This is a genomic window from Parasphingorhabdus marina DSM 22363 (assembly GCF_900128895.1).
Lineage (GTDB): Bacteria > Pseudomonadota > Alphaproteobacteria > Sphingomonadales > Sphingomonadaceae > Parasphingorhabdus > Parasphingorhabdus marina.
This window is the reverse complement of the sequence record NZ_FSQW01000002.1, coordinates 1,425,402-1,449,764: the sequence shown is the minus strand read 5'-3', so window position 1 is coordinate 1,449,764 and position 24,363 is coordinate 1,425,402. Positions and strand designations below refer to the sequence as shown.

Here is a 24,363-nt window from a genome sequence, read left to right as displayed (position 1 = left end):
GCAGGGAGCATGGATTCATATTGATCACCGCGATCTGGATGCTGCTTCTGGGCGCCTCCATTGTTGCAATCCTGATGGCCAGAAATCTGCATCAATCAGAACAATATTCGTTTGAACGTGAGCAAATCGCACATAGATATGCCCTCGATAGCGCTGTGGAAAACGTCGCTGCAGATCTGTTGTTCAATGGTCCGCGCAGCACCTTTGCACAGCTCCCAAATGAAACAGGATACAGTATCGGTGGTGTTAATGTGACTGTGAAGGTCAGCAGCGAAAGCGGAAAGATAGACGTCAATCAGGCGGATATTGCGCTTGTTGAAAGAGCGTTGCGCGGGCTTGCCGCTAGCGCCCAAAGCCGGGAGGTTTTTCTGGATCAGATCAAAGCCTCTCGAGCTGCTGACAGGCCGTTTCAGTCTGCTTTGGATATTGCAGCTGCCTTGCAGCAATCTGGCCTTTGCGGGGGCAGTATTCAGGAAGATTTGGGGCAATTTTTCACAGCATACTCTGGATTGGCCCAGCCGCAACAGGGGCAGATAGATCCGCAGCTTGCCAGAGCATTGGGGCAGCCGCATGTAGGTTCCGGTGGCCGGACGCGGCCGGGAACTGCAATTCGAGTTGAAGCAAGATCAGAGCAGGAGCAGGTGCAAGTTGCAGTATTGCGGGTAGGCGGATCCCTCTCGCAGTCGCATGTGCTGGTTGACTGGTTTCAGTCCGGGGTTTGTCGATAGAGAGAATTTTTGGAATTTCCGAATGGCAATGGGGTCGAGGTCTACGGCCCTATCGAAACAAAATCGTCCTTCTGAACGACAGTGACTGGTTGCCTTGCCAGTAATTACGACATAGCTGTTTGCATAAAAAGAGGCGCGTAAATCGAAGAAGGAAAACCGCGGTCCAGTGCCGATTGAAACAGACGGGTGATTGGGAAATGGAAACCCGGATACGTCCGTGGCCCCCTCTGCCAGAGCGGCACGAATAACGGACATTGCGTTGTCCACTTCGTCAGACTCCGCTTTGTTTCTATAGAGTCTGCAACTTAACACTTCGCACTCGGAGATGTAACCGATGACACTCACTGTTTGGCCGTTCAGTCGATCTATCTGGGTAATAAATTCATCGACTTTGATTGGCTGCGTCGGCGACGCGGCGCGACAACCCATTGTTGCAAGTATCAGAAGCAGGCCAATTGCAGGTCGGAAAAATGAAGCGGTTCCCATTTCTCCGAGCGTACTGGTTGCGACTACCGCTTTCCACCCCGAAAAAATCGTTCCGTCTTCCAAACCCAAATGTCCGCTTTCGGGACAATGCAGTCATGACCGCTATGGACGCATAAGCGGACACTGACTTTGCCGGTATTGCTGACCCCCTGATCAACTTTGCAACTGACCCGGATTGATGTCCGGAATTCCCGAAAAATTTGCCATCAGCTCTGCATGTCCGCTTAACTGCCGGTCAGTCTCTTCCTGGATGGGTAGCAGATTGTCGTTGCCGCGCTCATGGGTCCCGCCCAGCACGATGTTGCCGCGTCTCGGAAACATATAGAGCACGCCGCCCGGTTGGCGGCTGATATAGCTATAGTCAATTTCGGGCTGGTGTTTGAGCAGCGTCAACTGCCCGCGAACAGGAACGATGTTTTGGTCGCCAAATAAAAAGCCTGCCCCGAGACCGGAACAGTTGACAAGAACCGGATGAGGCAGTCTGGCCAGGTCTCCGAGCGAGGTGAATTTCATGGTCCAGAATCTTGCGCCCATTTCCGACAGGTCCCGCATCAAGGCAGGGAGATAGAGATTGGGATCCACCATGATTGTGCGAAATTTTCCCGTTATCCTGCGTCCCAAAAATATGCTCTCGGACATTCGACTGTCCTGTCGCAACGGTCGCATCTGGAAATGGTCGATCCAGTAAACACCGTATCTCGGTTCGGCCAAAAACGGACGGAATCCCGCCAATGCATCCGCGGTAATTGCATCGTCGGATGGGCCAATATTGGCGTTTTCTCCCGATCGATAACTCGGTCCGGTCAGGATGATAGCTCCTGCAATATTGGAAGTCGTATCGGGAGAAAATTTGTCGGCATAGACCGTTACCTTGATGCCGCGCCGCGCCAGCAGCCACGCTGTCGTCAGTCCGCTTACTCCCGCGCCAATAATGCCAATCGAGTCTGGCTGCGCAGCAGAGGCCTGGTCTGCCGCCCATCGGGCGCACGGCCACGATAGGGTATAGCCGTCGCCGCCATGGCCATAATTATGGACAACAAATTTCTCGGCAGTCTTTTCGATATCCAGCCTGAACCCGCCAACTCGGCCGGGACGCAGCCCCACAACCGGCCGATCAACATCGTCCGGGGACAGTTTTACCGGAAAGCCCGGCCGGAGCGATTGTGCAGGAAGAAGACGGGGCGTTTGGCACGCCGTCAGGGATGCTGCCCCCATCGACAAGAGAAGTGATCTACGTGTGAATTCAGATTTGGCTTGCAGCAACTCCATCGCGCTTGATTAGCCTAAAACCCGCAGTGTTCATAGAATTGGCATGGCAAGTTTTCATAACCATCAAGATGAAAGTGAACCAAATCGCGCGATAAAGTAAAATCGGAAAATCAAAATATTGTTAGCCTCGCCGCTACCAGCGGGCCTTGATTGGTTTCTGTAAGTGCGGTCTGTAAACAGGCGTGTCTAGCTGCCGGAAATCAACTGCCAGACACCACCGATCAGAGACCCGAGTACGAAGATGTAGATGGGTGGCATACTCAGATAGATCCACCGCAGGCGCTTTTCCGGAGCCTTGTGATATCCGAGCGCATAGCCAACACGCATGAATGGCCAAATGATGCCAATCCCGGCTGCCCAATAGGGACTGACGGCAAAGGCGAATAGCCAGAGACCGGGCAGGAACAGAACCAGATGCTCCAGTGTATTGTGGTGCGCGCGCACATATCGTTCATATTCTGGCGGACCGCTGTGCGATGGCGCTTCGATCTTGAATCGACCGCGCGCCAGGCCAGCCATCAGCAATGTGAAATAGTAAGCCAGCAGCGCGAGAGCGCTGACGACAACGACATAGCTATAGGCTTCCATTTTTGCAGGTATCCTTTGCCGGTTTCGGTTATCTATCTGCCTGATCGGGGTTCGAATTCGATATGCAGCTCCTTGAGGGAACGCAGCAGAAAGTGCGGATGATATTCGAAATCATTTTTCCCTTCCGCGAACCACATATCCTCGAAACGGTCGACAACGGCTGTGAAACCCCAGATCAGTTCACGCCGCGCCAGCGGTGCGCCCAGACAATGATGGGTACCCGAACCAAAGCCCATATGAGCGCCGGCTTTCTTGCGTTCGAGGTCAATCTTTTCCGGGCATTCGAAAAACCGCTCGTCGCGATTGGCAGCGGCATAGCGCACGTTGATGATTGAACCGGCAGGAATGGCAACTCCCGCAAGCTCCGTATCTTCGCGCACAAACCGCATCAGGCTCTGTACGGGGGATTCCAGCCTCACGACTTCCTCGACAAATGTTTTCATATATTTGTCGGGATCGGACTTGAGTTTGTGCCAGACATCCTTGTTCTCGATCAGGAGCTTCATGCCGGCGGCGAGGGCATTGGTCGTGGTCTCGCTGCCACCGACAAAAGTATCGGCCATCATTTCTGCATGCAGTTCGTTGTCATTGAGCGGTCGGTCCCAGCCCTCGATCACCGTGTTCACCAGCACGCTGATCAGGGAGTCGTCAGGATTTGCGCGAAGCCGTTCAAAGATCGGCTGGAAATAGTGTTGCGCCTCGATTTCCCGGTCGACCATCTCCATATGCCGGTCTTCGGGCAACATCATCGAAATCCGCTGGAAAAAGGCATCCGTCCAGCGCTTGATTTTCCACATATCCTCGCGTTTGGCACCCATTTGTTCGCCGATAATGAACAGGGGCAAGGGAATGGCGAACTGCTTGACCCATTCGCACTGGCCCTCATCCGCAAACTCATCGATCAGTTCATAGGCCAGATTCTCGACCAACGGGTCAATCTGCTTGATCCGGCTCGGCTTGAACGCCTCGTTGAACATTGCGCGCATCTGTTTGTGGTTCGGGTCATCGCGGCCAGCCAGTGTCGGTTCCGGCAACCAGCCCTTTTCCTCGAAACGTGCCGTGACTTTGCGGCCACGTTCCATGTCCGCAGGAGCGGCACGCTGACTCATATCAGGAGCGGCACTGGGAAAGCGGGCAGGATTGGTCAGCACTTCCCGCACGTCGTCATAACGGGTGACGATGAACATGTTGTCCGTGCCCGGCTGGATGTAGACCGGAGCTTCGTCCCGCAATGCCTTGTAGGCGTCATAAGGACATTGCTGCGTTTGGACATCGAACAGATTGACGTTCAGCTCAGCTTTGGTGGCCATGAAATCCTCCTCATCGTACCTGGATTTTGTCTTCACCCCAGGGTGCAATTTCTTCAGCTTTCTGAAACGCTTCGGGCAATTCTTCGACCATGTGCCATGTTGCTGCCAGCCGCCCAAAACCAACGAAAAAGGCGCAGGTCATACCGAGTTCCACAATCTGTTCTTCGCTGAAATGCTCTCGCAACCCGGCGTAGATACTATCGGTAATCGCAAGATGGTCGGTCGCCATCAGCTCGCCAAACCGGATTGCCGCTTTCTCCGCATCGCTCAAATTTTCGGCTTCCTGTGGTTTCTCCAGTGAACAGACCGCATCTTCATCGACGCCGTCGGCTACTGCATCACTGTAGCGAATGGCCATGCAACTGCGGCACTGGTTGAAAAAGGCGATCCGCAGCCGCACCAGCTCAACCAGTCGCTCGGGCAACTGCCGGTTCATCTTGAGGGCTCCGCCAAATTGCATCAATCCCAGCGCCTGCTCGGGGCAATGAGCGAAGAACCGGGTAAGCCCCTGCTCGAGATCCGTCAGATTTTCAGGTTGTACAGCCGCGCGAATCCGCGGGTCCCACTTCTCTGGCGGTAGTTTTGATATCCTGCCCATCCGATCCTCTCCAATCTGTCAATGGTTTTGCCGTTCAGAATAGGCTTAGCTGCCGTCAAGGATACTGACAGATTGGAGAAGGAGAGGATTTGGCGAAAATGCCCGGCACTGCACAAAACCAGGCGGCCTGTCCGAAAACGCTCGATGATGTCGACCTGTTCGGTGCCGGCGCGCAAGAGCATTGGTATGCCGCCTATGACATACTTCACCGGGAGGCACCTGTGCTGCGCATTGCTGGTGAGGGACTGACACCGGACAAGGATGCTTTCATCCTGACAAAGCATGAAGATATTTCGCGCGTCGTGAAGGACTGGGACCGCTTTCCGCCAACCCTGTCGCTGCTCGTCAGGCAAATCGAGGCCGCAGGCAAGTTGCCTCAGGAAATGCCGGATCTCGACGCGATGATCATTTCAATCTGTTCGCTTCGCCCCACTCCGGAGCTCTGGCGTGCGCATCGTCAGGAATTGACAGACCCCTGGGTCGGACCCGGGGCCAAACGCCATGAGAAAATGATCACAGACCATGTCAACTTTCTGATCGACCGGTGGATCAACAAGGGGGAAGTTGATTTCGTCCGGGAATTCGCCCGCCCATTGCCTCAGCGGACCATGGCCTCGGTCCTGGGCTTCCCCATTGAAGATATTCCGCAACTGGAAATCTGGGGCAATGCCCAGGTCATGTCCTACGTCCACGGGTGCGGTCACAACAACAAGTTGACCGCCGACCAAACCCGCGAAAAATTCCGGCTTCTGGATGGGTTTAGCGACTATGTGCGCGGGAAAACCCGGGAAAAACGGGCTAGCCCGCAGGACGACATGATCAGCTTTCTGACTCAGGTGCATTACCAGGCGCTGGACCGGAAACTGACCGACGATGAAATCAATGGTGTTGTCTATGCAATGGTCATAGGCGGCCTGGAAACCACCCAATATGCCATTGCCGAACAGGCGCAGCTGATTTGTGACCGGCCGGGCCTCTTCCGGAAATTGCAGGCAGACCGTGGTCTGATCCGCAGTTTTATAGAGGAAGGCATGCGCCTGCGTTCGCCGACGCAAGGGCTGTCCACCCGGATCACTTCGCAGGATGAGGTGTTTCAGGGAGTCGATGTGCCAGCCGGCTCCTCACTGCATCTGCGCTGGGCAGCCGCCAATATCGACCCGGAAGAGTTTGAAGAGCCCCAAGAACTGAAACTGGACCGAAAGGCAGTCACTCGCCACCTGGCTTTTTCGGCTGGCCCGCGTGTTTGTCCGGGGGCCGGACTGTCCCGGCTGGAACAGACCATAGCCTGGAACCGCCTGCTCGATCGGCTGGAGAATATCGAATATGCGGCGGACAATGATTTTCTGCATCAGCCCGGCATCATGCTCGGCACGAACCGGCTCAATCTGAAATTTACAGCAAACGGGAAGCAATCATGACCACATTACTGGCACATATCAAAATCAAGCCCGGCAAGGCGGAAAAGTGGGAGGCTATCATGGCGGACATGGTGGAAAAGACTTTCGAAACCGAAACTGGTGTCAATCGCTATGAATACTGGAAAGGGCAGGAGGAGAATTTCTATTACTGTCTGCTCTCCTTCGAAGACAAATGGGCTTTTTACCGGCATCAGATATCCGATCATCACGAAAGTCATGAATTTGCCGATGTACTGGCCGATATCCGGCTCGAATATGTCGACCCTGTGACTGGTGCGGGTGGAGGGCTGGCGGATACCAGAGATCCTGCACTTCCTGATGATGCAGACGAAGGGATGGCGATGGCGCAGGAACGTTTCCCGCTGGATATTGCCGGATGGTGGACACGGAGAAAATAGCGATGGAAAAGGCCTTGCAGGAGCTGCTCGACAAACAGGCTATCACGGAAGTGCTGAACCGCTATTCCCGCACACTGGACTGGCTGGACGATGAGGAGCATGCCCGCTGCTACTGGCCGGATGCCGAAATTGACTATGGTTTTTTTGTTGGCAGGGCCGATGAATTCGTACCGGTTGTCATGGAGGTTGAGCGCGCTTCCAAACGCCGCTGGCATATGTTGAACAGCGTCCAGATTCTTCTTCGAAACGAAACCGGAGCGGACGTGGAATGCTACGGCCTTGCAGTCGGGATCAACGACAGTGAAGGCGAGATGAAGGGCAATCTCTATGGTGGACGCTATCTCGATAATTTTGAAAAACGCGAGGCCGAATCCGGCCTGGAATGGCGCATTTCCCGAAGAAAATATATTCTCGACTGGACATTGCCGCTCCCCGTTCAGCCAGACGGCAGTCCCCGCGCAGAATTTCCGTTGCACATGCTGGATCTGACCCAATCGGGTCACGAGGAATATCGGCCGATGTGAGCGGGCGGTTGGTGATGCAACCGGCACAGAAGACATCGCAAGTCTGGTTGCGCGAAACTGCTGTTAGCGATATCGGAAACACAAATTCCTCCGCCCGTTCATTGTTCGGAAATGCGCGGTATAGCGAGCGAGCTCAAAATACACCCCCAGGAGACGGAGGCACGGACACATGGACGCACTGGACGGACAATGCTGGATACTGACCCTGTCCTGCGAAGACAGATCCGGCATTGTCAGCAAGGTCACCGGATATCTTCATGAAATCGGCGGCAATATTATGGAAGCCCAGCAGTTTCGCGACCCGGAAACCAACCGGTTTTTCATGCGGGTGGAGTTTGAAATCGCCAACTCGACCGGAGTGGAACAATTTGAATCCTTTGGCAACCCGGCCGCGGAATTCGATATGCGCTGGCGATTCCGCCGGCGAGATCAGGCCAAGAAAGTCCTGATTCTGGTATCCAGGTTCGATCATTGCCTCAGCGATCTTCTGTACCGCAGGCGTATTGGTGAGCTGAAAATGGATATTGTCGGCATCATTTCCAATCATCCGGGCGACAATCTCCATCTGCCAATGCGAGACAAGATCCCGTTCCATCATTTTCCGGTCAGCAAGGACAGCAAGCCGCAACAGGAAGCACAGATACGGGATGTGATCGAGCGGACTGGTGCCGAACTGGTTATTCTGGCGAGGTACATGCAGATCCTGTCAGATGATATGGCCCGGTATCTGCGTGGCCGATGCATCAACATCCATCACAGTTTCCTGCCGGGTTTCAAAGGCGCAAGGCCCTACCATCAGGCGTATCAGCGCGGGGTGAAGATGATTGGTGCGACAGCCCATTTCGTGACGAGCGACCTCGATGAGGGGCCGATTATCGAGCAGGATGTTGAGCAGGTCAGCCATAGCGACATGCCCGAGGACCTGGTGACAAAGGGACGCAATATTGAGCAGCGCGTGCTGTCTCGCGCTGTACGCTATGCGCTGGAAGACCGCATATTGCCCAACGGCCGAAAGACCGTTGTGTTTCGGCGATAGCACACAAACTCAGTCAATGATGAGGGACCGGAACTCCCGAATTCGGGATGCGTTCTTGCCAAGATCGGAGCCGCCCACTCTCGACAGCGACCTGATATCGACAACGGATCCAGTGGCTCCGTTCGAGCGGATGCGGATGATGACATCGTCCTTGAAGCCATACCAGAATGTTGTGTCTGTCGCTTCGACAATCCCCGTTCCCGGATCATCCGAAACCAGTGCCCAACCGAGAGACTGGACGGCCTGGACGGTACGCTCATGGGCCTCGGCGGGTGTCACATCGATGCGGATCGGGACAATATCGGGATAGGCTTCTGCCTGGAGATCCGAAACCAGCCTGTCCGGTTCCCCGTCCCGCCCTGGCTTGAGTTTGCCGACATAATCAGCCGGATTGGAACCGGACGCATTTCTGATTGCCATGATGGCATCGGTAAACATGGGCGGGTCCTGCATGTCGGTTGTGATGTCGTGGATCGCGGGTACCGCCTGCGCCGTGGCGCGGACATTGTCATATTGCATCTTGGCGGCAATCGGCGCGCCAATCGCAATTACCGCGACTGCGAGTCCAGCCAGTTTCCGCGGATTGAGGACGAGAGAAAGGATCAGTGCCAGCAACCCCAGACCACCGCTCACATACCAGATAACCGGCCACCACTCGCGTGTCATTGTGCCGAGGCCAAAACCGAAATCCCAAAAGCCAAATCTGGACCCAAGACCGGCGAGACCCGGCCAGACCACGACGATAATCGCAGCAACCAGGGCGAGGGCCAGAACTGCAGTTCGAAATTTCAACATGTCGACCTCTTTTTGCAACTTACCTGATCGGTTTGTCGGTGTGATAGGCCGAAAGCCTAAACTGCACCACCCCACAGAGCGGGAGAGAGCCGGGATACCCTCCCATTCTCGATTTTCAGCGCATGTTTGCGATCCTTTGCAAGCAGGGCTGGCGGGTCCACATCAACATATCTGGCACCGGCTGCAGCGAACAAGGCTGGTGCGATACCGAGGGATGTGCTCAGCATGCACCCCACCATGATGTCAAAACCCTGGTCCAGGGCCGCCGCGCGGAGCGCCAGTGCTTCGGTCAGTCCTCCGGACTTGTCGAGCTTGATATTCACACCGTGGTATTTTTCTCCAAGACCGGCCAGGTCCGCCCGGCTATGGCAACTTTCATCCGCAAACAGGGGCAGCGGCGATGCGTAATTCCGGAGCGGCTCGTCCGCACCGGCTGGCAGAGGTTGCTCGATCATCGCGACCCCCAGTCGGGCAAGCTGAGGTGCGACTTCGCGCAGAATATCGAGCGTCCAGCTTTCATTGGCATCCACGAGCAGCTGGGATTGCGGGGCGTTTCCATGAACAGCAGCGATCCGCTCGCAGTTCAGTTTCGCATCGAGCTTGACTTTGAGGACCGGAAAGCCGGCGAGACGACCGGCTTCTTTTCCCATTTCTTCGGGGGACAGAATGCTGATTGTCTGCACCGTCTGAAGACCTTCTGGCCAGCCCATGCCTGACAGCTGGCCTACGTCCTGGTGATTTCTCTTCGCCTCCAGATCCCACATCGCAGCATCGACGGCATTGCGCGCAGGGCCGGCCCGCATGACCTGCTGCAATTCCAGGCGATCCAGACCTTGCTCGAGCAAATTCCGGATTGTTTCTATCTCTGCGGCAAGCGAGTGGCTGGTCTGATCATATCGTGGAGAAGCAACGGCTTCCCCACGACCCGCAATCTCGCCATCGCTGAGCGTAACAGTGACTGTTTCCGTTTCATCCCGGCTGCCGCGTGCGATCACAAACGGCTTCTTCAGCGGCCAGCGGTCGATCTCGATCTTTAGGCTGCAGGACATGCCAGCTCGTCCACGAATTTCGCAGCACCGTGAATCATCGGATCGAAACAGGGAGCCGCGAACCGCTCCTCCAGCTCCGCACAAAGTGTATCCGCCTTTTCCGGACCAACCAGCCGGCAGTTAAGGGAAATTGCGCCAAGTCTGACGCGAGGATTTGTGAGGCGCGCCATTTTCAGATTGGTATCGATACAATCCTGCAGGTCCGGCACCGGATATCCGGGCTTGTCCTTGATTTCCTTCCGCCCCGCTTCGTGGCACATGATCAGCACATCAGCCTGGGCGCCGTGCAAAAGACCCAACGACACACCTGCATAGGCCGGATTGAACAGCGATCCCTGGCCTTCGATCACGTCCCAGTGATTTTCCGCGGCGGCGGGGCACAGATGTTCGACCGAACCGGCGATATAGTCGGAAATCACCGCATCTACCGGGATCCCGGTGCCCGCGATCAGAATGCCGGTCTGGCCCGTGGCCCGGAAATCGACATTGAAGCCGCCAGCCGTCATATCCTTCTCCACCGCGAGAGCCGTGTACATCTTCCCGACGGAGCAATCCGTACCAACCGTCAATATCCGCTTCCCTGATCGTGCTACGCCGGTGCCAATCGGCACGGAGCCGAACTGATGCCGGATGTCGTGCAGCGCTGTACCTTTGGTTTCGGCTGCCTTGCGGATCTCTTCTACATCGGAAAGGCGCTGGTGAAGGCCATTGGCGACGTCCATTCCGGCATCAATGGCTTCCAGAATATCCTGTTGCCAATTCTCCGGAATATCTCCGGTCGTGTTTGTCAGGCCGAGGACAAAAGTTTTTGCTCCGTGCTGTGCTGCTTCTTCGGGGCGCATCTTCGGTAGCCCCAAGGTGAGTGGGTTGCCATGCTCGCCGATGCAGATTTCCGGACGCCACTGGGCAATCCCTCGCGATGTCTTGATTGCCAGCGGGTTGTCTTCATGCCCCAGAAAAAGCAAATAGGGGCCTTGGAGATCGTGCATGGGCAATTCCTGTCCGTTGCCTGTCATGCAGATAGTCGGCAATCTGCAAGCGGTCGATGGGGATCAGAGCATGGGATATCCCTTCAGGTCAAGCCGCCCGATTTTGATTCGCACTCCCGGCTGCGCCATTCCAGTTGTCCGAGAGGAAATATTCGCCCAACCGTTGCACGACGCAGGTTCCGGTGGGGAAAGGATTGCCGAAGGGTTCCGACCGCCCCAGAAACGCCATGTCACATTGCTGCGCGCAGTTGAAATCAGTCATCGCGTCCCCGACAAACAGGCATTGTGACGCAGTCAGACCTTCGGTTGCCATGATGTCGCGGACTATCGAGGCCTTTTTCTCCGGTGCGCCACGTGCGGTGCGGAAAAATGGTGCGAGACCCTTGCGATCAACGATGATCTGCAACTCATCATGCGGTGTTCCGGACACGATATGGGCCTGGATATTCTGGCGTTCGAGCATGGCCAGAACCTCCGGAACATCGGGGAGCAGCGCGCTGTTCACGACCTCGTCGAGGACGATGGAGGAGAGCTTGTCGCACCATTGTGCGATTTCGGCTTCACTCAGCGCAATACCAAGATGCTCGCGGTGAAAGCGGGGGATCTTGTCGAACCGGGTTTCTCCAGGCACGGCGCGCTGATAATCTTCCACGGCCCTGCGTACTTCGGGACCAAATTCGTCATAGAGTTCGCCGAAAGCCGTGATCTTGGCGTCAACGGAGTCGGCGATCACGCCATCGAAATCGAAGAAGATACAGTCATATTGCGACAGGGAAACGGGGGTCATGGGAGCTCCAGTCAATCAGGGTTTCAGGGTTGACGGTATCCAGACCGTCTTCGGTATAGACCGTGTAAAGCGCACGGGCGATGCGGTAATCCTCGATATAGTCGATATCGACACCCGCAAGACGGGACAGGGATTGCAATTGGGGATTTGCACCGAGAAAATATTCGCGGGCGAGAATTTGCTGGCGCGGAGCCATGTAGATGCTGTTGGTGACCTTGTACCAGTCCGGCAATTCCTGCGAGATGGTATGATTTCGTGTCGCTTCATAGTTGAGCGCTCCATCCTGCGACCAGAAATATTCCTTCATCAGGTTGACCCCGACCAGCGAGTCCCGTTCGCCGGTGATGACCTGTTCGTGGTAAGCGCGAAAGGCATCGCAATATTCCTGCGGGGCCATCAGCGGACAGACAACGGTTGCCCAGGCGATGTGGGTGTGCGGGATGTCGCGGACAATGCCGGTGATCACGTCACGGAACGGGGCAATGTGGTCAATCGCCAGATGCCGCGCCCGGTGATGACGGGACACGCCAAAGCGGTTTCCCAGTTTGAGGAAGTCCTCATCTTCACTGGACAGGTATATGCGCTTTGGGTCGATGACCTCGCATAGCTGTGCCAGCTTCCATTCGATCAGTGTTTCCTCGTTGCCGAATGGCAGAAGGCATTTTTCGGCGATGCGCGAACTGCCGCGCCGGACGGGTATTACAACAGCCAGATCATACATGGGAAAGAACCTCTTGAAGTGGGGATAGAGATTGTCATGCCGCCTTCTCTGACGGCTGGGAAAGATATCGGGCGAGCCCCTGGTCCCAGCGGAACGGGTCAACCGGTCGTTTCATGCGCGAGACGATCTCGCCGGCTTCGAGGGCGGGATCCGAGGGATCGAACACATTATTGGCGAGATGAAAAGTGAACCAGCGGCGGGCCTGGACGGCATCGGCGCGGCGGGCGACAGACTGATCAATGTCCGCGGCAAAGTCCCGGAAAACATCATAGGCCTGCAACCAGTCTCCGGTTGCAAAGTCCGACATGCGCAACACCGGCGTGCCGAATGCCGCACAGGCACTCCAGCTTTTGGAATTGCCGACAACCATGCCATCGCTGTGCCAGCTCAGTGCGAGCGTTGCCTGTCCGGCAATTTCGGTGCCGTCGATCATCACCACCCGATCGGGATTTCCGGCGATCGCCGCTTCCAGCGCACGGTTGTCGCCGTACAGCTCGTTGAGCGGATGATTGGTAACCGCCAAAATGCTGTTGTCACGCAGACCGGAGGCAAGGGCCCTGATCATGGCGGCATTGTCCGGATAGCGATGATGCTGCCCGAAAAAATTCTCTTCATTTTCATATTCGAGCGGAAGGCCGATGATAATGCGATCCGTCGGCAATCCCGCCAGCGCCAGAAACTCCTCCCGGGACGGCAAAGCGGTTTGCTGATGCATCTGGGCCCAGATCGGACCGGCAAGCTGGTCGAGGCGATCACTGTCTTCTGTCGACAGTTCGGGCATGAGGCCGTGATCGAACAGGCCGGGCGACAAGGTGACCCAGTTGGCGCCGGTTTGCGCGGGTGGCGCTCCGCCTTCCATGATGTAGCGCACAGTCCCGGGGAACCGGCCGGGTGTTGCAATGTCGGCACTGCGACACAGGGTGAGATCGGGGTTCAGTTTCTCGACCAGCGTGATGAGATCCTCTTCTCCGCTGGCATCGCTGCGCAAGGCCGGGTGATCGGGACCATCGAGAATGATCCAGTTCACATGGGTGAGATTCGCTATGAGAGGGAGCTGATCTTCGCCAAGGCCGGTATTGCGCCAGAGAGGCGGGATCAGGACATGGACATCATGGACGCGTGCCATGACCCGGATCAGATGCACGATAATGTTGGAAAACCACCAGGGCGTCACAACGGGCAAGTAAAACATTACCTGCATGCGTGCTTGCGCCACTGTCTTCCTCCTCAACCTTTTGCCGGGCGCATCCGGCCCGGAAAGGAAAAGGATAAATGTTTATGGTTAACAAAGCGCTAAGGCAGAAAACCTGACCAAAGCGGGAGAAATCCAGAGGTTAAAGCGCTTGCGCGGTTTCTCCACCGGGCATATTGTCCGTATTCCGTTCGAGCAGGCGCAGGGTCATGGAAGCAGCAGTTGCGAAGATCTTTGAATTTGCACCCCTTCTTTGGGGATTGGGCTTCCTTGCGCCGCTGACCGCCCAGATACTGGACATGATGCACTGGGCCGCGCCCTGGGGTCTGACTCCGCTGGGCTTCGGCTTCATTATTGGTGGGATTTGGGGGATATATGCGCAGGTCCGGGGTACCTGGCTATGGTGAGCCTGGCTCTCGATCGTGCTCCGGCGGAGCTGCTTGCGGATCCGGAAGCGCTGGATCCGGAGGCCATTGACCGGCTCGCCGAACAGGATCTGACCGGCCTCGATCTTTCCGGCCTCTCCGACAAGCAGATGCGGCGGCTCGAACGCCGGATTGCCCGGCGCTTCCACGGCGGCACAAAGGGGGGCACGCCCTGGACCCCGGTGATCTGGGGTCTCGGCAACAGCGCCGCCTTCGTCATGATGTGGCCGTTGGTGATGCTGGACATGATCCCGCTCTGGCTGGGCTGTCTGGTCAATATCCTCTGTGCATCCATTGCCCTGCTTCCCAGTCACGAAGCACAGCATGACAATATTGCGCGACCCGGGACCAGATTGCGCTGGCTCAACGAGCTGGTCGGGCGCGTGTCCCTGATCCCGCTGGCCGGACCCTATCGTGCCTTCAAGATCACCCATCTCGGACACCATCGCTATTGCAACATTCCGGACAAGGATCCGGATTATTCCACCAGCGCGCGCAATGCCTGGCATTTCCTGTTCAAGTCCGTGCGCAATCGTCAGCCACGCGGTGAAGGGGGCGTGGCGCGCTATGTGGAAGTCCTGAAGGAAATGGACACGGCGGAATCCCGGCGCGCCCTGCGCGAAGCGGCAATCACGCAATTCCTCTTTCTGGCGATCATGTTTGCCTGCGCGTGGAACGGCTATGCGATTGAGGCACTGTTGCTATGGTGGGTGCCGCGGCATGTCGGACTGACCTATATCCGGCTGGTGCTCAGCTGGATGCCGCATCATCCGGCGAAGGAAACCGGCCGCTATACCAATACCCGGGCGTTCAAAAGCTGGGCCGGCAATTTGCTGACATCGGGGATGGAATATCATATTGTCCACCATCTCTACCCGAATATTCCGATCCACCGGACACCGGCGGCCTATTGGGCCCTGCGTCCCCTGCTCGTGGCGCGAAAATGTGAGCTCGGTAAACTTTAGCCGACAATCCCCGACAGATATTCCGTCTTGCGCCGGCCATTGCGGATCACGCGCCGCGCCGTGAGTTCCATGTTGCGAAAGGGTTCGCGATAGGAGACGTGGACCCATCCGCTGGCCGGTTCGCCGGCGCGGTAGAATTCGAGGATCAGCTGATCATAATTCAGCCGCCGCTCCATCCAGCGGCAGATTTCGAGATTGTCGGCACCGGGGATCTCGAAGTCGGCGGCTTCGCCCTTGATATGCTGGGATGAGCGCGATCCCATCAGCGCCCGATTGAGCCGAGGACTGCGGTAGCCGGAGGAAATCATCACCGGCCGGTCATATTGCGCGCGGACCGGTTCCAGCACCTTCTCGCAGAGCAGCTTCATCGCGGCAATCTCAACCGGACCGGGCCTATTGTCGATCATCAGCCGTGTGGCGGTCTGGGAGGCGGTAAATTCGCTGAGATGGAAATGCGGACTGAGTTTCATGGCGGGCAGCATGTGTGGAGCGGGTCATGCCTGTCAACCTGATGGTGGTCCGAGCGAAACAGGAAGAAGCGGAAGCGTGAAGACCGTTTGACACACCCGGGTTGGCATGCAAGATCGACTGCAAACAGGGGAGGGTTTTAATGACAATATTCCGGATAGTTACCGTGCTTATAGGGCTCATACCGCTATATCTCGGCGGCACCGGCATGCTTTTCGGGGCGGCGGCCATGGTGCCGGAGCCCGAGCTATACTCCCTGCCAGCGATCAATGCACTGGACAGCCAGTATCGCTATCTTGCGGGGGTGTATGTCGCCGTCGGACTCATGATCCTCTGGTCCGCCGGCGATGTGAAGGGCAGGGCCAGCCTGATGCGCTTTGCCATGCTCGGCTGGTTTATCGGCGGTTGCGCGCGCGGTCTGTCGTGGCTGACCGTTGGCGAGCCGGCGGATTGGCAAGTCAGCGGCATGATCGTGGAACTGGTTGTACCTGTAGTCATTTTGCTGTGGCAACAGCGGATTGTCCGTAGCCAGCAGAACGCCCTCTGACCGGAACCTATCGCCGCGCGATACATTCGATTTCGACGCGGGCGTTCAAGGCAAGACCGCTTGCGCCCAGTGCGCTTCGTGCCGGGTAATTGTCCTTGAAAAACTCCTTATACACGGTGTTGAAAGCGGGCCATTCTGCCATGTCCGCCAAAAAGGCCGTGCACTTGACGATCCGGTCCATGCCCAGGCCTTGATCAGCCAGTGTTTGCCGGATGTTCAACATGGTCTGACGTGTCTCCGGAGCTATGCCGCCGGGCACAAGGCCGGAGCCTTCCTTGATTCCCAATTCGCCGGAAAGGAATATCCAGCCATCGGCTTCAACCGCCTTGGAAAAAGGAAAACCAGCCTTTTTGGCCGCCTCTGTTGTGTGAAAGACTATTTCGCTTTCGGCTTTTTCGGAAGCGTCCCGATCGTCAGCCAGCGCTGCCTGTGCAGGCAACCCTGCCAGCATGGCTGCCAAAACCAGAGTTCGCATCGCACCTTCCTCCTATTTGTTCAGCATGTCTTTCAGATACTGGCCCGTGAAACTTTCCTTCACCTTGGCAACTTCTTCCGGGGTTCCCTGTGCGACGATTTCTCCGCCACGAATGCCGCCCTCCGGTCCGAGGTCGAGGATGTGATCAGCGGTCTTGATTACGTCCAGATTATGCTCGATCACGACGACGCTATTGCCCTGTTCCACCAGCCGATGCAGCACCTGCAGCAGCTTCCGGACATCTTCAAAATGCAGGCCGGTTGTGGGTTCATCCAAAATGTATAATGTCTGCCCGGTTGAACGTTTGGACAGTTCTTTTGCCAGTTTGACACGCTGCGCCTCGCCGCCCGATAGGGTCGTCGCCTGCTGGCCGACCTTGATATAGCCCAGCCCGACTTCATAGAGCATCGCCATCTTGTCCCGGATCGGCGGTACCGCCTTGAAGAAGCTGACAGCATCTTCCACGGTCATGTCCAGGATATCTGCGATCGACTTGCCCTTGAATTTCACTTCCAGTGTTTCCCGGTTATAGCGCTTGCCCCCGCATTCCTCGCAGGTGACATAGACATCGGGCAGGAAGTGCATCTCGATCTTGATCAGTCCGTCACCGCGGCACACTTCACAGCGGCCCCCCTTGACGTTGAAGGAAAAACGTCCGGGCTTGTATCCGCGCGCTTCGGCTTCGGGCAGTCCGGCGAACCAGTCGCGGATATTGGTGAAGGCCCCGGTATAGGTAGCCGGATTGGAACGTGGTGTCCGGCCGATAGGCGACTGGTCGATATCGATCACCTTGTCGCAATATTCGAGTCCCGTGACCTTTTCATGTTTGCCCGCGATCACGCGCGCACCATTGAGCGACCGGGCCGCGGCGGCGTAGAGCGTGTCGATGGTCAGCGAGGACTTGCCTGATCCGGACAGTCCGGTGACGCATGTGAATGTGCCCAGCGGAATGGAAGCCGTCACATTGCGCAAATTATTGGCTTCCGCACCATGTACGGTCAGCTTCTTGCCATTGCCTTTGCGCCTTTTGGTTGGAACATCAATCTGTTTTGTACCATTCAGGTACATTGCAGTCAGGGATTTCTTGTTCTTCAGGATCTGCTTGAGCGTGCCGTTGGCGATGATTTCTCCACCATGCACACCGGCACCGGGGCCAATGTCGACCACATGATCGGCGGTCCGGATGGCATCTTCATCATGTTCGACAACGATGACCGTGTTTCCAAGATCGCGCAGGCGTTTCAAGGTTGTCAGCAGCCGGTCATTGTCCCGCTGGTGCAGGCCGATGCTGGGTTCGTCGAGCACGTACAGGACGCCGCTCAATCCTGATCCGATCTGGCTGGCGAGCCGGATCCTCTGGCTTTCGCCACCCGACAGCGTCCCGCTGGTCCGGTCGAGATTGAGATAGTCCAGCCCGACATTGTTGAGAAATCCGAGCCGCTCAATGATTTCCTTCAGGATGGGTTCGGCAATCTGGCGCTGGGTGGAGTCGAGCTGATCCGCCAGCCCCTCGAAAAAGGCGAGAGCATCCCCGACGCTGCGCCGGGTGGGTATGCTGATATCCTCGCCGGCGATCTTGACCGCCAGTGCTTCGGGTTTCAACCGGGCACCGTGACAGACCTCGCAAGGCGCGGCGGCCTGAAACTTGGCCAGTTCTTCCCGCATCCAGGCGCTTTCGGTCTGCAGCATGCGGCGGTTGAGATTGCCGACCACGCCTTCAAACGGTTTCTTGACTTCATAGCTTTTGCGTCCGTCCTGGAAACGCAGCTTGACCGGCAGTCCCTGGGTGCCGTTGAGGATGACATCGCGGTGATGTTCGTCGAGATCGTTCCACGGGGTTTCCAGATCAAATTCAAAATGACGGGCCAGCGATCCCAGCACCTGCATATAATAGGGGCTCGGCGGATTGGATTTCGCCCAGGGCACAACCGCGCCCTGCTTGAGCGTGAGCGCGGGATTGGGGACAATCAGCTGGGGATCGAAATATTGTTTCTCGCCCAGTCCGTCACAGGCCGGGCAGGCACCTTGTGGCGCGTTGAAGGAAAACAGGCGTGGAGCGATCTCCTCGATCGTAAATCCGGACACCGGGCAGGCGAAACGCTCGGAAAACACGATCCGGTTGTCGGGCAGGCCGGTGCCTTTCATCTTTGTCCCGGTTTCTTCCGCTTCACGCCCGGGCACGACGCCATCTGCCAGATCGACAAAAGCCAGACCGTCCGCCAGTCGCAGGGCGGTTTCGAAGGAATCCGCCAGCCGGGTCTCCATGCCTTCGCGCACCACCAGCCGGTCCACGACCACTTCGATATCGTGTTTCAGCTTCTTGTCGAGCTTGGGCGTCTCCTCGATGTCGTAGAATTCACCGTCGACGCGAACCCGGGTGAAACCGGCCTTTTGCCACTCGGCCAGCTCCTTGCGATACTCTCCCTTTCGTCCCCGGACGACGGGCGCGAGCAAGTAGAAGCGGGTTTTTTCGGGCAGCGCCATGACCCGGTCGACCATTTGGCTGACCGTTTGCGCCGTGATCGGCTCTCCGGTTGCAGGAGAATAGGGAATGCCCGCTCGTGCCCAGAGCAGACGCATATAGTCGTAGATTTCGGTGACCGTAGCGACGGTCGAACGCGGATTGCGGGAAGTGGTCTTCTGCTCGATCGAAATGGCCGGAGACAGTCCTTCGATATGCTCGACATCTGGTTTTTGCATCATTTCGAGAAACTGACGGGCATAGGCCGACAGGCTCTCGACATAGCGCCGCTGACCCTCGGCATAGATGGTATCGAACGCCAGGCTCGACTTGCCGCTCCCGGACAGTCCGGTAATCACGATCAGTTTCTCGCGGGGCAGGTCAATATCCACGCCCTTGAGGTTGTGCTCTCTGGCACCTTTTACTTTGATATGGGTCAGCATATGCAGCCTTTGCCGAAGATTGGAAACAGAGTCCAGCGGGTCGTTGGACCATATAATGTTCTATTTATGTTCTCAATGCAATGGGCCAGTGCACCGAGCATTGAGAATCATCCTTCTATGGGGCCGGTATCGTTGGTGAGGAGGCGCCATGATGGTGGGAAGGTCGTTCAGAACAGCGGTTGGCTGATGGGAATCTCCAGATCCAGTTGCCCGGCAATATGCTCGCCCCATTTTTCGACATAGCCGATCTCTTCCTCGATGATCGGACTGGCGGCTTTCTTCGCCTGATCAGCCATGGTTTCCTCGTAATCTCCGCCCTGTTTGGCATGACTGGAGAATACCGGACCGCCGATCAATTCATCAATCTGGTTATCGTCAAACGCAAAATCGAAATGACTCGCGAGGGCGCGGAAGGAATCGGACTTCCGGTCATTGAACAGGGCAGAGTCCAGGGTCCGGAACCTGCCCCTGAACGGCGTCCTGAGGATCATCGCAAAATGGCGCTGATGCAGCAGCCATGTCAGGGCCGTGACCTGCATGTCGGTGAGGCGCATTTTTTCGTCATCGGACAGGCCTAGGTCTAGCGCGGCATAGCTGGAAATTTCCTGATTGAGCCGGCGTGCCCAGATCCTGCCTTCCATGCCCTTTTTGGCCACCGATCGCAAAAAGGCCCCGAGCCCGGACGTCATCATTATTGCTTTCGTTTTCGGCATATGCTGCATGATCAGCGGCAGGACCTGATTGGCATGATTGGAAGGCTTGACCACAGTCATGTTCAGGTCACCGCCGGACCGTGCAAAGAGGTTGAAGATGGGTTGCAACAGCGACTGGGTATTCTGATGCGACAGAGAGACGGCAATATCATTGAAAATCTGGGGCTCGCTATATCCGGCGCATCCTGGCAGCTCATCCATGGCGCGGACCAGCAGCGTGGAGCGACAAAAGGCGGTGTGAAAAATATAGTGACTGGGGACGCTGTCCGGTTTGAAATTACGAATATCCTCTCCGGGTATCCAGACTGCTTGATCTGGAGTTTCCAGTTGAAAGCTGGCCATAAACGTTAGCTGTTTTCGCGCTTCGTCCGGAAGATGGATAAATTGTACCCGGTCTGACACCACATCGAGGCGGTGTGGCAACCAGTTGCGATCATTGAGATATGTTGAACTGTCTGACATCGCCAACTATGGTGCCCGAACTTGTCGGGGCGATCAATTGCAAAGGCGATACCGGCGTCTCGGAGTCTATGACCATGCTGCAGGCGATAACACAGGAAGAGCGCAATTCGCGGGCGAGCCAGCTGGCGGAATCCGGCCGGTTGCACATGCCGGATTTTCTGGAAAACGACACTGCGGCGCAGCTTCACAGGACCTTGACGGATCTGGAGTGGATCACGGTTTTCAACAAGGGCACCGACAATTACGAAATGCCCCGCAGGAACGCCATGGCCATGCGCGAGTCGGAGCGTGACCGGCTGCTGGCCGATATCCGGAGCCGGGCGCGATCCCAGTACCAGTTTTTCTATCTTCGCTATCCGATTGTGGAATCCTATTTTGGGGAAGGCGAGGACCGCGGACCGCTGGCCGGATTTTTCGAGATGATGAATGCACCGGAGACCCTCGACGTCATCCGGGAAATCACGGGAGAACCAGACATATGCTGGGCTGATGGCCAGGCGACCTGCTTCGGACCGGGCCATTTCCTCAATCAACATGATGACCGGCATGACAAGCATGACCGTGTTGCGGCCTATGTTCTCAACCTGACACCGGAATGGGATGTCGACTGGGGCGGGTATTTGCAATTTTTTGATGAGCGAGGTGATCTGACCGGGGGGTTTCGGCCGCGCTACAATGCGCTCAACATGTTTACCGTACCCAATCGCCACTCTGTGGAGCTGGTCGCCCCCTTTGCCGGCGCACTTAGATATTCCGTCACCGGCTGGTTTCGCCGGGATGATCCACCGGGCAATATCGGCGGAGATTCCTGAGGATCAGGTTTCAGGATTTGCCATCGGCATCGGCGGGTGTTTTCGCGAGCTCATCCAGAACGCGTTCGAGGCCGCGAGCCAGCTCGTCGAGATCCGCATCCTCAAAAGCTTCGTCCAGCAGGCGGTTGATTTCGCCGAACGGGCTACGGATCGACCGTAACGCTGCCATGCCGGCCGGTGCGGGTTTGAGCACCCATGCCCGGGCATCGGTGTCCGATCTTGTGCGGGTGATATAGCCGGCCTTCAGCAGCCGGTTGGCCATCGTGGTAATAGCGCTTTCCCGCTGCATGAGCCGTTCGGCCAGATATTTCTGCGACACGCCATCCTCCTCGGCGATAATCGTCATGACCGCCGCCTGAGCTGTCGACATGCCACCGGAGTCCAGCAGGGCTGCATCTGCCTCCTTTTTCAGGCGATGGGCCACCCGTTGCAGCAGGAAATAGAGCTTGTGATCTTTCGCAGACATGCCTGTCTCCCTATTGACATTCCCGGCACCTTCCTAATACTACATATATGAAGTATCTCAAGAGGCGGGAATCAATATGGGTGCAATAGACGTCTGGTCACAAATGACAACGCAGCGCATGGCCGAGGCTCCGTGGCTCGCCACTTTGCTCCGCTGGACGGGGCAAACCGGCGCTCCGCAGGTGCCATCAACCGAAGTGACTCTGGCGGCGATGGACGCCGCCAATGTCGACATCAGCCTGCTGTCCGCCTGGCACGGCCCGGCGGGTTCGCTGATCTCGAATGAAGAAGTCAGTGCCCAGATTGATACGGCTCCGGACCGTTTTCGCGGCCTGGCAACGGTCGACCTGTCGCAGCCCATGGAAGCGGTTCGCGAACTTCGCCGGTGGGTCGACGGGAAAAAATTTGTTGGCGTCCGGGTCGTCCCCTGGCTCTGGGATCTGCCGCCGAATGATCGCCGCTATTATCCGGTTTACGCTGCCTGCGTCGATCTCGGCGTGCCGTTTTGTACGCAGGTTGGCCATACCGGTCCGCTGATGCGATCCGAAACGGGGCGTCCCATTCCCTATCTGGAAGACGTGCTGCTCGACTTTCCGGAGCTGGTGGTAGTTGGCGGTCATGTCGGATTTCCGTGGATCGATGAACTGATCTCGCTGACGATCAAGTTCCCGAACTTTCATGTCGATACATCTGCCTATGCCGTGCACCGGCTGCCGCCCGATTTTGTCGCTTACATGAAGGGGCTGGGGCAGGACCGCGTCATCTTCGGAACCAACTGGCCGATGCTCTCCCCTGCCGGTTGCCTGCAGCGACTGGACGACCTGCAGCTTACCGATGTTCAGCAGGACGCATTTTTGTCAGGCAATGCCCGCCGAGTGTTCAAGCTATAACCGCAATGGAAAGGAACAACCATGCCAGTCCGTAAGCGAGTCGAAGCCTTTGTAGATGCCGTCGTCAACGGTGATCACGGGGAGGCCATAGCCAATTTCTATCATCCGGATGCCAGCATGCAGGAAAACCGCGAACCGCCGCGCGAGGGACGTGACCAGCTGATCGTGCATGAGCAAGCCGGGATGCGGCGGATTCAATCCATGATTACCCATCAACCGGAAGCGGTGCTGGTTGACGGCGATCACGTCGCCATTGCCTGGACCTTCGATTCTGTCGGCAAGGACGGCGTGACCCGGCGACTTCATGAAGTTGCTTTGCAGGAATGGCGGGGCGACCGGATCGCCAGAGAACGTTTCGTCTACGACAGTGCGACAGCCTGGCAACCCGTTTCCTCCCCAGATAATTCAAAGGACTGAATCATGGCCTCTCCCGACCCCTGTGTCATCGACACGCTCCCTTTTGCCGGGCTCGACCCGGAAGAAATGTGCCGACGGGCGCTTGAATCCCGCAGCGATACAGACCTGTTCGAGCATGAGCTCAGTTTCGTGCGCCGGCGAGTCATCCGGAATTCTCCGGATCTGCCCAGCCTGATCATCCTGCCGGACGGTCCGGCCACGCTGGAAAGCTACGACGGCTTTATCGACGCTCTGTCTGACCGGTTCAACATCGCTGTCATGGAGATTCCGGGTTTTGGATTTTCCTGGGCGAAGGACACGCAGGCGATGGAATTCGAATCCACCTGCCAGATCATGGCGCAGGCGATTGCCGATCTCGCTCTTCCGCAAGCGGTCCTGGTGGGCCCCTGTATTCAGGGCCTGATCGCGGCGCGGATTGCGGAGATACTGGACAGTCAGCTGGCGGGCCTGATCATTGCCCAGACTGCAGATTTTGCCGGGGAAGTTGCCTGGACACAGAGCGGCATCGATACCCATGGCAATCTGGCAAAGCCTTATGAAGGCCAGATCAGTTTCCGTCTGGCCCGCGAACGTGCGACCGTCGACTGGTGGGCGGCCTTTGTCGCGGGGCCGAAACTGCCGCTGGAAGAGTTTCAGGAAGAAGCGCGGAAAGTCCTGCGCTGTGGCTGTTCCTATGCACTGGCATCTCAGATCCAGAAATTCGGCGCGATGGATCAGCTGCCGGAATTTGCACCAAAGGTACCGACTGCGGTGATCTGGGGATTGACCGACCAGTCTCATCAGGCAACCGACAAGCGTTCGGTTTTGCGCTATGCACCGGATGCAATCTACATCGAGCGCGATGATCTGGGCCATTTTCCCGATCTGGAGGAGCCGGAACTGATAGCGGACACGGCTGGCCGGCTGATCGCTGATAGCTAGAACAACACGGG

The 24,363-nt window shown here is 56.9% G+C and carries 27 protein-coding genes; 12 read left to right on the top strand and 15 right to left on the bottom strand.

Annotated features, from left to right (window positions below; translation table 11 throughout):
• Window positions 1–20 precede the first annotated feature (20 nt).
• On the top strand, window positions 21–728 hold the full coding sequence (locus BUQ90_RS16720) for a hypothetical protein (RefSeq protein WP_074206217.1): 708 nt from the start codon (window positions 21–23) through the stop codon (window positions 726–728).
• A 639-nt stretch (window positions 729–1,367) separates the two neighbouring features.
• On the opposite strand, the gene BUQ90_RS16715 is transcribed toward BUQ90_RS16720, so the two are convergent.
• The 4 genes from BUQ90_RS16715 to BUQ90_RS16700 form a co-directional block, all read right to left on the bottom strand.
• Window positions 1,368–2,318: an FAD-dependent oxidoreductase gene (locus BUQ90_RS16715; protein ID WP_159437127.1), complete on the bottom strand. Its 951-nt coding sequence runs from the start codon at window positions 2,316–2,318 to the stop codon at window positions 1,368–1,370.
• A 351-nt stretch (window positions 2,319–2,669) separates the two neighbouring features.
• Window positions 2,670–3,071: an MAPEG family protein gene (locus tag BUQ90_RS16710; RefSeq protein ID WP_074206215.1), complete on the bottom strand. Its 402-nt coding sequence runs from the start codon at window positions 3,069–3,071 to the stop codon at window positions 2,670–2,672.
• 32 nt (window positions 3,072–3,103) lie between these two features.
• A complete protein-coding gene (locus tag BUQ90_RS16705; protein ID WP_074206214.1) occupies window positions 3,104–4,381 on the bottom strand; it encodes a cytochrome P450 in 1,278 nt (425 codons plus the stop codon).
• Between the two features lie 10 nt (window positions 4,382–4,391).
• Complete coding sequence (locus BUQ90_RS16700; RefSeq protein ID WP_074206213.1) at window positions 4,392–4,979, bottom strand: carboxymuconolactone decarboxylase family protein; 588 nt, start codon at window positions 4,977–4,979, stop codon at window positions 4,392–4,394.
• A gap of 98 nt (window positions 4,980–5,077) precedes the next feature.
• Here BUQ90_RS16700 and BUQ90_RS16695 point away from each other — a divergent pair, with 98 nt between their 5' ends.
• The 4 genes from BUQ90_RS16695 (at window position 5,078) to purU (ending at window position 8,355) form a co-directional block, all read left to right on the top strand.
• Window positions 5,078–6,397, top strand: a complete 1,320-nt coding sequence (locus BUQ90_RS16695; protein ID WP_074206212.1) for a cytochrome P450 — start codon at window positions 5,078–5,080, stop codon at window positions 6,395–6,397.
• On the top strand, window positions 6,394–6,795 hold the full coding sequence (locus tag BUQ90_RS16690) for a putative quinol monooxygenase (RefSeq protein WP_074206211.1): 402 nt from the start codon (window positions 6,394–6,396) through the stop codon (window positions 6,793–6,795). Before BUQ90_RS16695 ends, BUQ90_RS16690 begins: the two co-directional genes overlap by 4 nt.
• Window positions 6,774–7,319, top strand: coding sequence for a nuclear transport factor 2 family protein (locus BUQ90_RS16685; RefSeq protein ID WP_084192760.1), 546 nt, complete (start codon window positions 6,774–6,776; stop codon window positions 7,317–7,319). The genes BUQ90_RS16690 and BUQ90_RS16685 overlap by 22 nt, the downstream gene beginning before the upstream one ends.
• A 169-nt stretch (window positions 7,320–7,488) precedes the next feature.
• Window positions 7,489–8,355: a formyltetrahydrofolate deformylase gene (purU, locus tag BUQ90_RS16680; protein WP_074206209.1), complete on the top strand. Its 867-nt coding sequence runs from the start codon at window positions 7,489–7,491 to the stop codon at window positions 8,353–8,355.
• A 9-nt stretch (window positions 8,356–8,364) separates the two neighbouring features.
• Here purU and BUQ90_RS16675 read toward each other — a convergent pair whose 3' ends face one another.
• The 6 genes from BUQ90_RS16675 to BUQ90_RS16650 form a co-directional block, all read right to left on the bottom strand.
• Window positions 8,365–9,150: a DUF1499 domain-containing protein gene (locus tag BUQ90_RS16675; RefSeq protein WP_074206208.1), complete on the bottom strand. Its 786-nt coding sequence runs from the start codon at window positions 9,148–9,150 to the stop codon at window positions 8,365–8,367.
• A 56-nt stretch (window positions 9,151–9,206) separates the two neighbouring features.
• On the bottom strand, window positions 9,207–10,199 hold the full coding sequence (dgcA, locus tag BUQ90_RS16670; protein WP_074206207.1) for an N-acetyl-D-Glu racemase DgcA: 993 nt from the start codon (window positions 10,197–10,199) through the stop codon (window positions 9,207–9,209).
• Window positions 10,184–11,188 (bottom strand): N-acetyltransferase DgcN, encoded by a 1,005-nt coding sequence (dgcN, locus tag BUQ90_RS16665; RefSeq protein WP_074206522.1) that lies wholly within the window; start codon window positions 11,186–11,188, stop codon window positions 10,184–10,186. Before dgcN ends, dgcA begins: the two co-directional genes overlap by 16 nt.
• An 88-nt stretch (window positions 11,189–11,276) precedes the next feature.
• Window positions 11,277–11,975 (bottom strand): HAD family hydrolase, encoded by a 699-nt coding sequence (locus BUQ90_RS16660; RefSeq protein WP_074206206.1) that lies wholly within the window; start codon window positions 11,973–11,975, stop codon window positions 11,277–11,279.
• Window positions 11,947–12,696, bottom strand: a complete 750-nt coding sequence (locus tag BUQ90_RS16655) for a glycosyltransferase family protein (RefSeq protein WP_074206205.1) — start codon at window positions 12,694–12,696, stop codon at window positions 11,947–11,949. The genes BUQ90_RS16660 and BUQ90_RS16655 overlap by 29 nt, the downstream gene beginning before the upstream one ends.
• Before the next feature lie 34 nt (window positions 12,697–12,730).
• Window positions 12,731–13,912, bottom strand: a complete 1,182-nt coding sequence (locus BUQ90_RS16650; protein WP_143182900.1) for a hypothetical protein — start codon at window positions 13,910–13,912, stop codon at window positions 12,731–12,733.
• A 185-nt stretch (window positions 13,913–14,097) separates the two neighbouring features.
• Here BUQ90_RS16650 and BUQ90_RS16645 point away from each other — a divergent pair, with 185 nt between their 5' ends.
• Together BUQ90_RS16645 and BUQ90_RS16640 are read left to right on the top strand one after the other, a co-directional pair.
• Window positions 14,098–14,295: a hypothetical protein gene (locus tag BUQ90_RS16645; protein ID WP_074206203.1), complete on the top strand. Its 198-nt coding sequence runs from the start codon at window positions 14,098–14,100 to the stop codon at window positions 14,293–14,295.
• Window positions 14,289–15,278: a fatty acid desaturase gene (locus BUQ90_RS16640; protein ID WP_143182899.1), complete on the top strand. Its 990-nt coding sequence runs from the start codon at window positions 14,289–14,291 to the stop codon at window positions 15,276–15,278. Before BUQ90_RS16645 ends, BUQ90_RS16640 begins: the two co-directional genes overlap by 7 nt.
• Here the strand turns inward: BUQ90_RS16640 and BUQ90_RS16635 are convergent.
• Window positions 15,275–15,748 carry a D-Ala-D-Ala carboxypeptidase family metallohydrolase gene (locus tag BUQ90_RS16635; protein WP_074206520.1) on the bottom strand — a complete coding sequence of 158 codons (474 nt, stop codon included), beginning with the start codon at window positions 15,746–15,748 and terminating at the stop codon, window positions 15,275–15,277. The genes BUQ90_RS16640 and BUQ90_RS16635 overlap by 4 nt on opposite strands.
• A 140-nt stretch (window positions 15,749–15,888) precedes the next feature.
• Here BUQ90_RS16635 and BUQ90_RS16630 point away from each other — a divergent pair, with 140 nt between their 5' ends.
• Complete coding sequence (locus tag BUQ90_RS16630; protein WP_074206202.1) at window positions 15,889–16,293, top strand: DUF4345 domain-containing protein; 405 nt, start codon at window positions 15,889–15,891, stop codon at window positions 16,291–16,293.
• Window positions 16,294–16,300: 7 nt separating this feature from the next.
• Here BUQ90_RS16630 and BUQ90_RS16625 read toward each other — a convergent pair whose 3' ends face one another.
• From BUQ90_RS16625 to BUQ90_RS16615, 3 genes are all read right to left on the bottom strand, one after another.
• Window positions 16,301–16,768, bottom strand: a complete 468-nt coding sequence (locus tag BUQ90_RS16625) for a RidA family protein (RefSeq protein ID WP_204244811.1) — start codon at window positions 16,766–16,768, stop codon at window positions 16,301–16,303.
• Between the two features lie 12 nt (window positions 16,769–16,780).
• Window positions 16,781–19,672 carry an excinuclease ABC subunit UvrA gene (gene uvrA / locus BUQ90_RS16620; protein ID WP_074206201.1) on the bottom strand — a complete coding sequence of 964 codons (2,892 nt, stop codon included), beginning with the start codon at window positions 19,670–19,672 and terminating at the stop codon, window positions 16,781–16,783.
• Between the two features lie 167 nt (window positions 19,673–19,839).
• Complete coding sequence (locus BUQ90_RS16615) at window positions 19,840–20,847, bottom strand: hypothetical protein (RefSeq protein WP_143182898.1); 1,008 nt, start codon at window positions 20,845–20,847, stop codon at window positions 19,840–19,842.
• Between the two features lie 68 nt (window positions 20,848–20,915).
• On the opposite strand from BUQ90_RS16615, the gene BUQ90_RS16610 reads away from it, so the two are divergent.
• The gene (locus BUQ90_RS16610) at window positions 20,916–21,659 is read left to right on the top strand and encodes a 2OG-Fe(II) oxygenase (RefSeq protein ID WP_159437126.1); all 744 of its coding nucleotides are present in this window, start codon (window positions 20,916–20,918) and stop codon (window positions 21,657–21,659) included.
• Window positions 21,660–21,669: 10 nt separating this feature from the next.
• Here the strand turns inward: BUQ90_RS16610 and BUQ90_RS16605 are convergent, their stop codons facing one another.
• Complete coding sequence (locus BUQ90_RS16605; protein WP_074206198.1) at window positions 21,670–22,125, bottom strand: MarR family winged helix-turn-helix transcriptional regulator; 456 nt, start codon at window positions 22,123–22,125, stop codon at window positions 21,670–21,672.
• Between the two features lie 76 nt (window positions 22,126–22,201).
• On the opposite strand from BUQ90_RS16605, the gene BUQ90_RS16600 reads away from it, so the two are divergent.
• The 3 genes from BUQ90_RS16600 to BUQ90_RS16590 are packed head-to-tail and all read left to right on the top strand — an operon-like array spanning window position 22,202 to window position 24,352.
• Complete coding sequence (locus BUQ90_RS16600) at window positions 22,202–23,014, top strand: amidohydrolase family protein (protein ID WP_074206197.1); 813 nt, start codon at window positions 22,202–22,204, stop codon at window positions 23,012–23,014.
• A gap of 21 nt (window positions 23,015–23,035) precedes the next feature.
• A complete protein-coding gene (locus tag BUQ90_RS16595; protein WP_074206196.1) occupies window positions 23,036–23,431 on the top strand; it encodes a nuclear transport factor 2 family protein in 396 nt (131 codons plus the stop codon).
• Between the two features lie 3 nt (window positions 23,432–23,434).
• Window positions 23,435–24,352: an alpha/beta fold hydrolase gene (locus tag BUQ90_RS16590; RefSeq protein WP_074206195.1), complete on the top strand. Its 918-nt coding sequence runs from the start codon at window positions 23,435–23,437 to the stop codon at window positions 24,350–24,352.
• The last annotated feature ends 11 nt before the right edge of the window (window positions 24,353–24,363 follow it).

Coding starts and splice junctions, on each gene's coding strand:
- BUQ90_RS16655 (WP_074206205.1), bottom strand. CDS start 12,696: ATGTATGATCTGGCTGTTGTAATACCCGTCCGGCGCGGCAGTTCGCGC.
- BUQ90_RS16645 (WP_074206203.1), top strand. CDS start 14,098: ATGGAAGCAGCAGTTGCGAAGATCTTTGAATTTGCACCCCTTCTTTGG.
- BUQ90_RS16705 (WP_074206214.1), bottom strand. CDS start 4,381: ATGGCCACCAAAGCTGAGCTGAACGTCAATCTGTTCGATGTCCAAACG.
- BUQ90_RS16600 (WP_074206197.1), top strand. CDS start 22,202: ATGGGTGCAATAGACGTCTGGTCACAAATGACAACGCAGCGCATGGCC.
- BUQ90_RS16685 (WP_084192760.1), top strand. CDS start 6,774: ATGGTGGACACGGAGAAAATAGCGATGGAAAAGGCCTTGCAGGAGCTG.
- BUQ90_RS16700 (WP_074206213.1), bottom strand. CDS start 4,979: ATGGGCAGGATATCAAAACTACCGCCAGAGAAGTGGGACCCGCGGATT.
- BUQ90_RS16615 (WP_143182898.1), bottom strand. CDS start 20,847: ATGTCAGACAGTTCAACATATCTCAATGATCGCAACTGGTTGCCACAC.
- BUQ90_RS16630 (WP_074206202.1), top strand. CDS start 15,889: ATGACAATATTCCGGATAGTTACCGTGCTTATAGGGCTCATACCGCTA.
- BUQ90_RS16605 (WP_074206198.1), bottom strand. CDS start 22,125: ATGTCTGCGAAAGATCACAAGCTCTATTTCCTGCTGCAACGGGTGGCC.
- BUQ90_RS16590 (WP_074206195.1), top strand. CDS start 23,435: ATGGCCTCTCCCGACCCCTGTGTCATCGACACGCTCCCTTTTGCCGGG.
- purU (WP_074206209.1), top strand. CDS start 7,489: ATGGACGCACTGGACGGACAATGCTGGATACTGACCCTGTCCTGCGAA.
- dgcN (WP_074206522.1), bottom strand. CDS start 11,188: ATGCACGATCTCCAAGGCCCCTATTTGCTTTTTCTGGGGCATGAAGAC.
- BUQ90_RS16710 (WP_074206215.1), bottom strand. CDS start 3,071: ATGGAAGCCTATAGCTATGTCGTTGTCGTCAGCGCTCTCGCGCTGCTG.
- BUQ90_RS16675 (WP_074206208.1), bottom strand. CDS start 9,150: ATGTTGAAATTTCGAACTGCAGTTCTGGCCCTCGCCCTGGTTGCTGCG.
- BUQ90_RS16660 (WP_074206206.1), bottom strand. CDS start 11,975: ATGACCCCCGTTTCCCTGTCGCAATATGACTGTATCTTCTTCGATTTC.
- BUQ90_RS16625 (WP_204244811.1), bottom strand. CDS start 16,768: ATGCGAACTCTGGTTTTGGCAGCCATGCTGGCAGGGTTGCCTGCACAG.
- BUQ90_RS16690 (WP_074206211.1), top strand. CDS start 6,394: ATGACCACATTACTGGCACATATCAAAATCAAGCCCGGCAAGGCGGAA.
- dgcA (WP_074206207.1), bottom strand. CDS start 10,199: ATGTCCTGCAGCCTAAAGATCGAGATCGACCGCTGGCCGCTGAAGAAG.
- BUQ90_RS16595 (WP_074206196.1), top strand. CDS start 23,036: ATGCCAGTCCGTAAGCGAGTCGAAGCCTTTGTAGATGCCGTCGTCAAC.
- BUQ90_RS16635 (WP_074206520.1), bottom strand. CDS start 15,748: ATGAAACTCAGTCCGCATTTCCATCTCAGCGAATTTACCGCCTCCCAG.
- BUQ90_RS16640 (WP_143182899.1), top strand. CDS start 14,289: ATGGTGAGCCTGGCTCTCGATCGTGCTCCGGCGGAGCTGCTTGCGGAT.
- BUQ90_RS16610 (WP_159437126.1), top strand. CDS start 20,916: ATGACCATGCTGCAGGCGATAACACAGGAAGAGCGCAATTCGCGGGCG.
- uvrA (WP_074206201.1), bottom strand. CDS start 19,672: ATGCTGACCCATATCAAAGTAAAAGGTGCCAGAGAGCACAACCTCAAG.
- BUQ90_RS16695 (WP_074206212.1), top strand. CDS start 5,078: ATGCCCGGCACTGCACAAAACCAGGCGGCCTGTCCGAAAACGCTCGAT.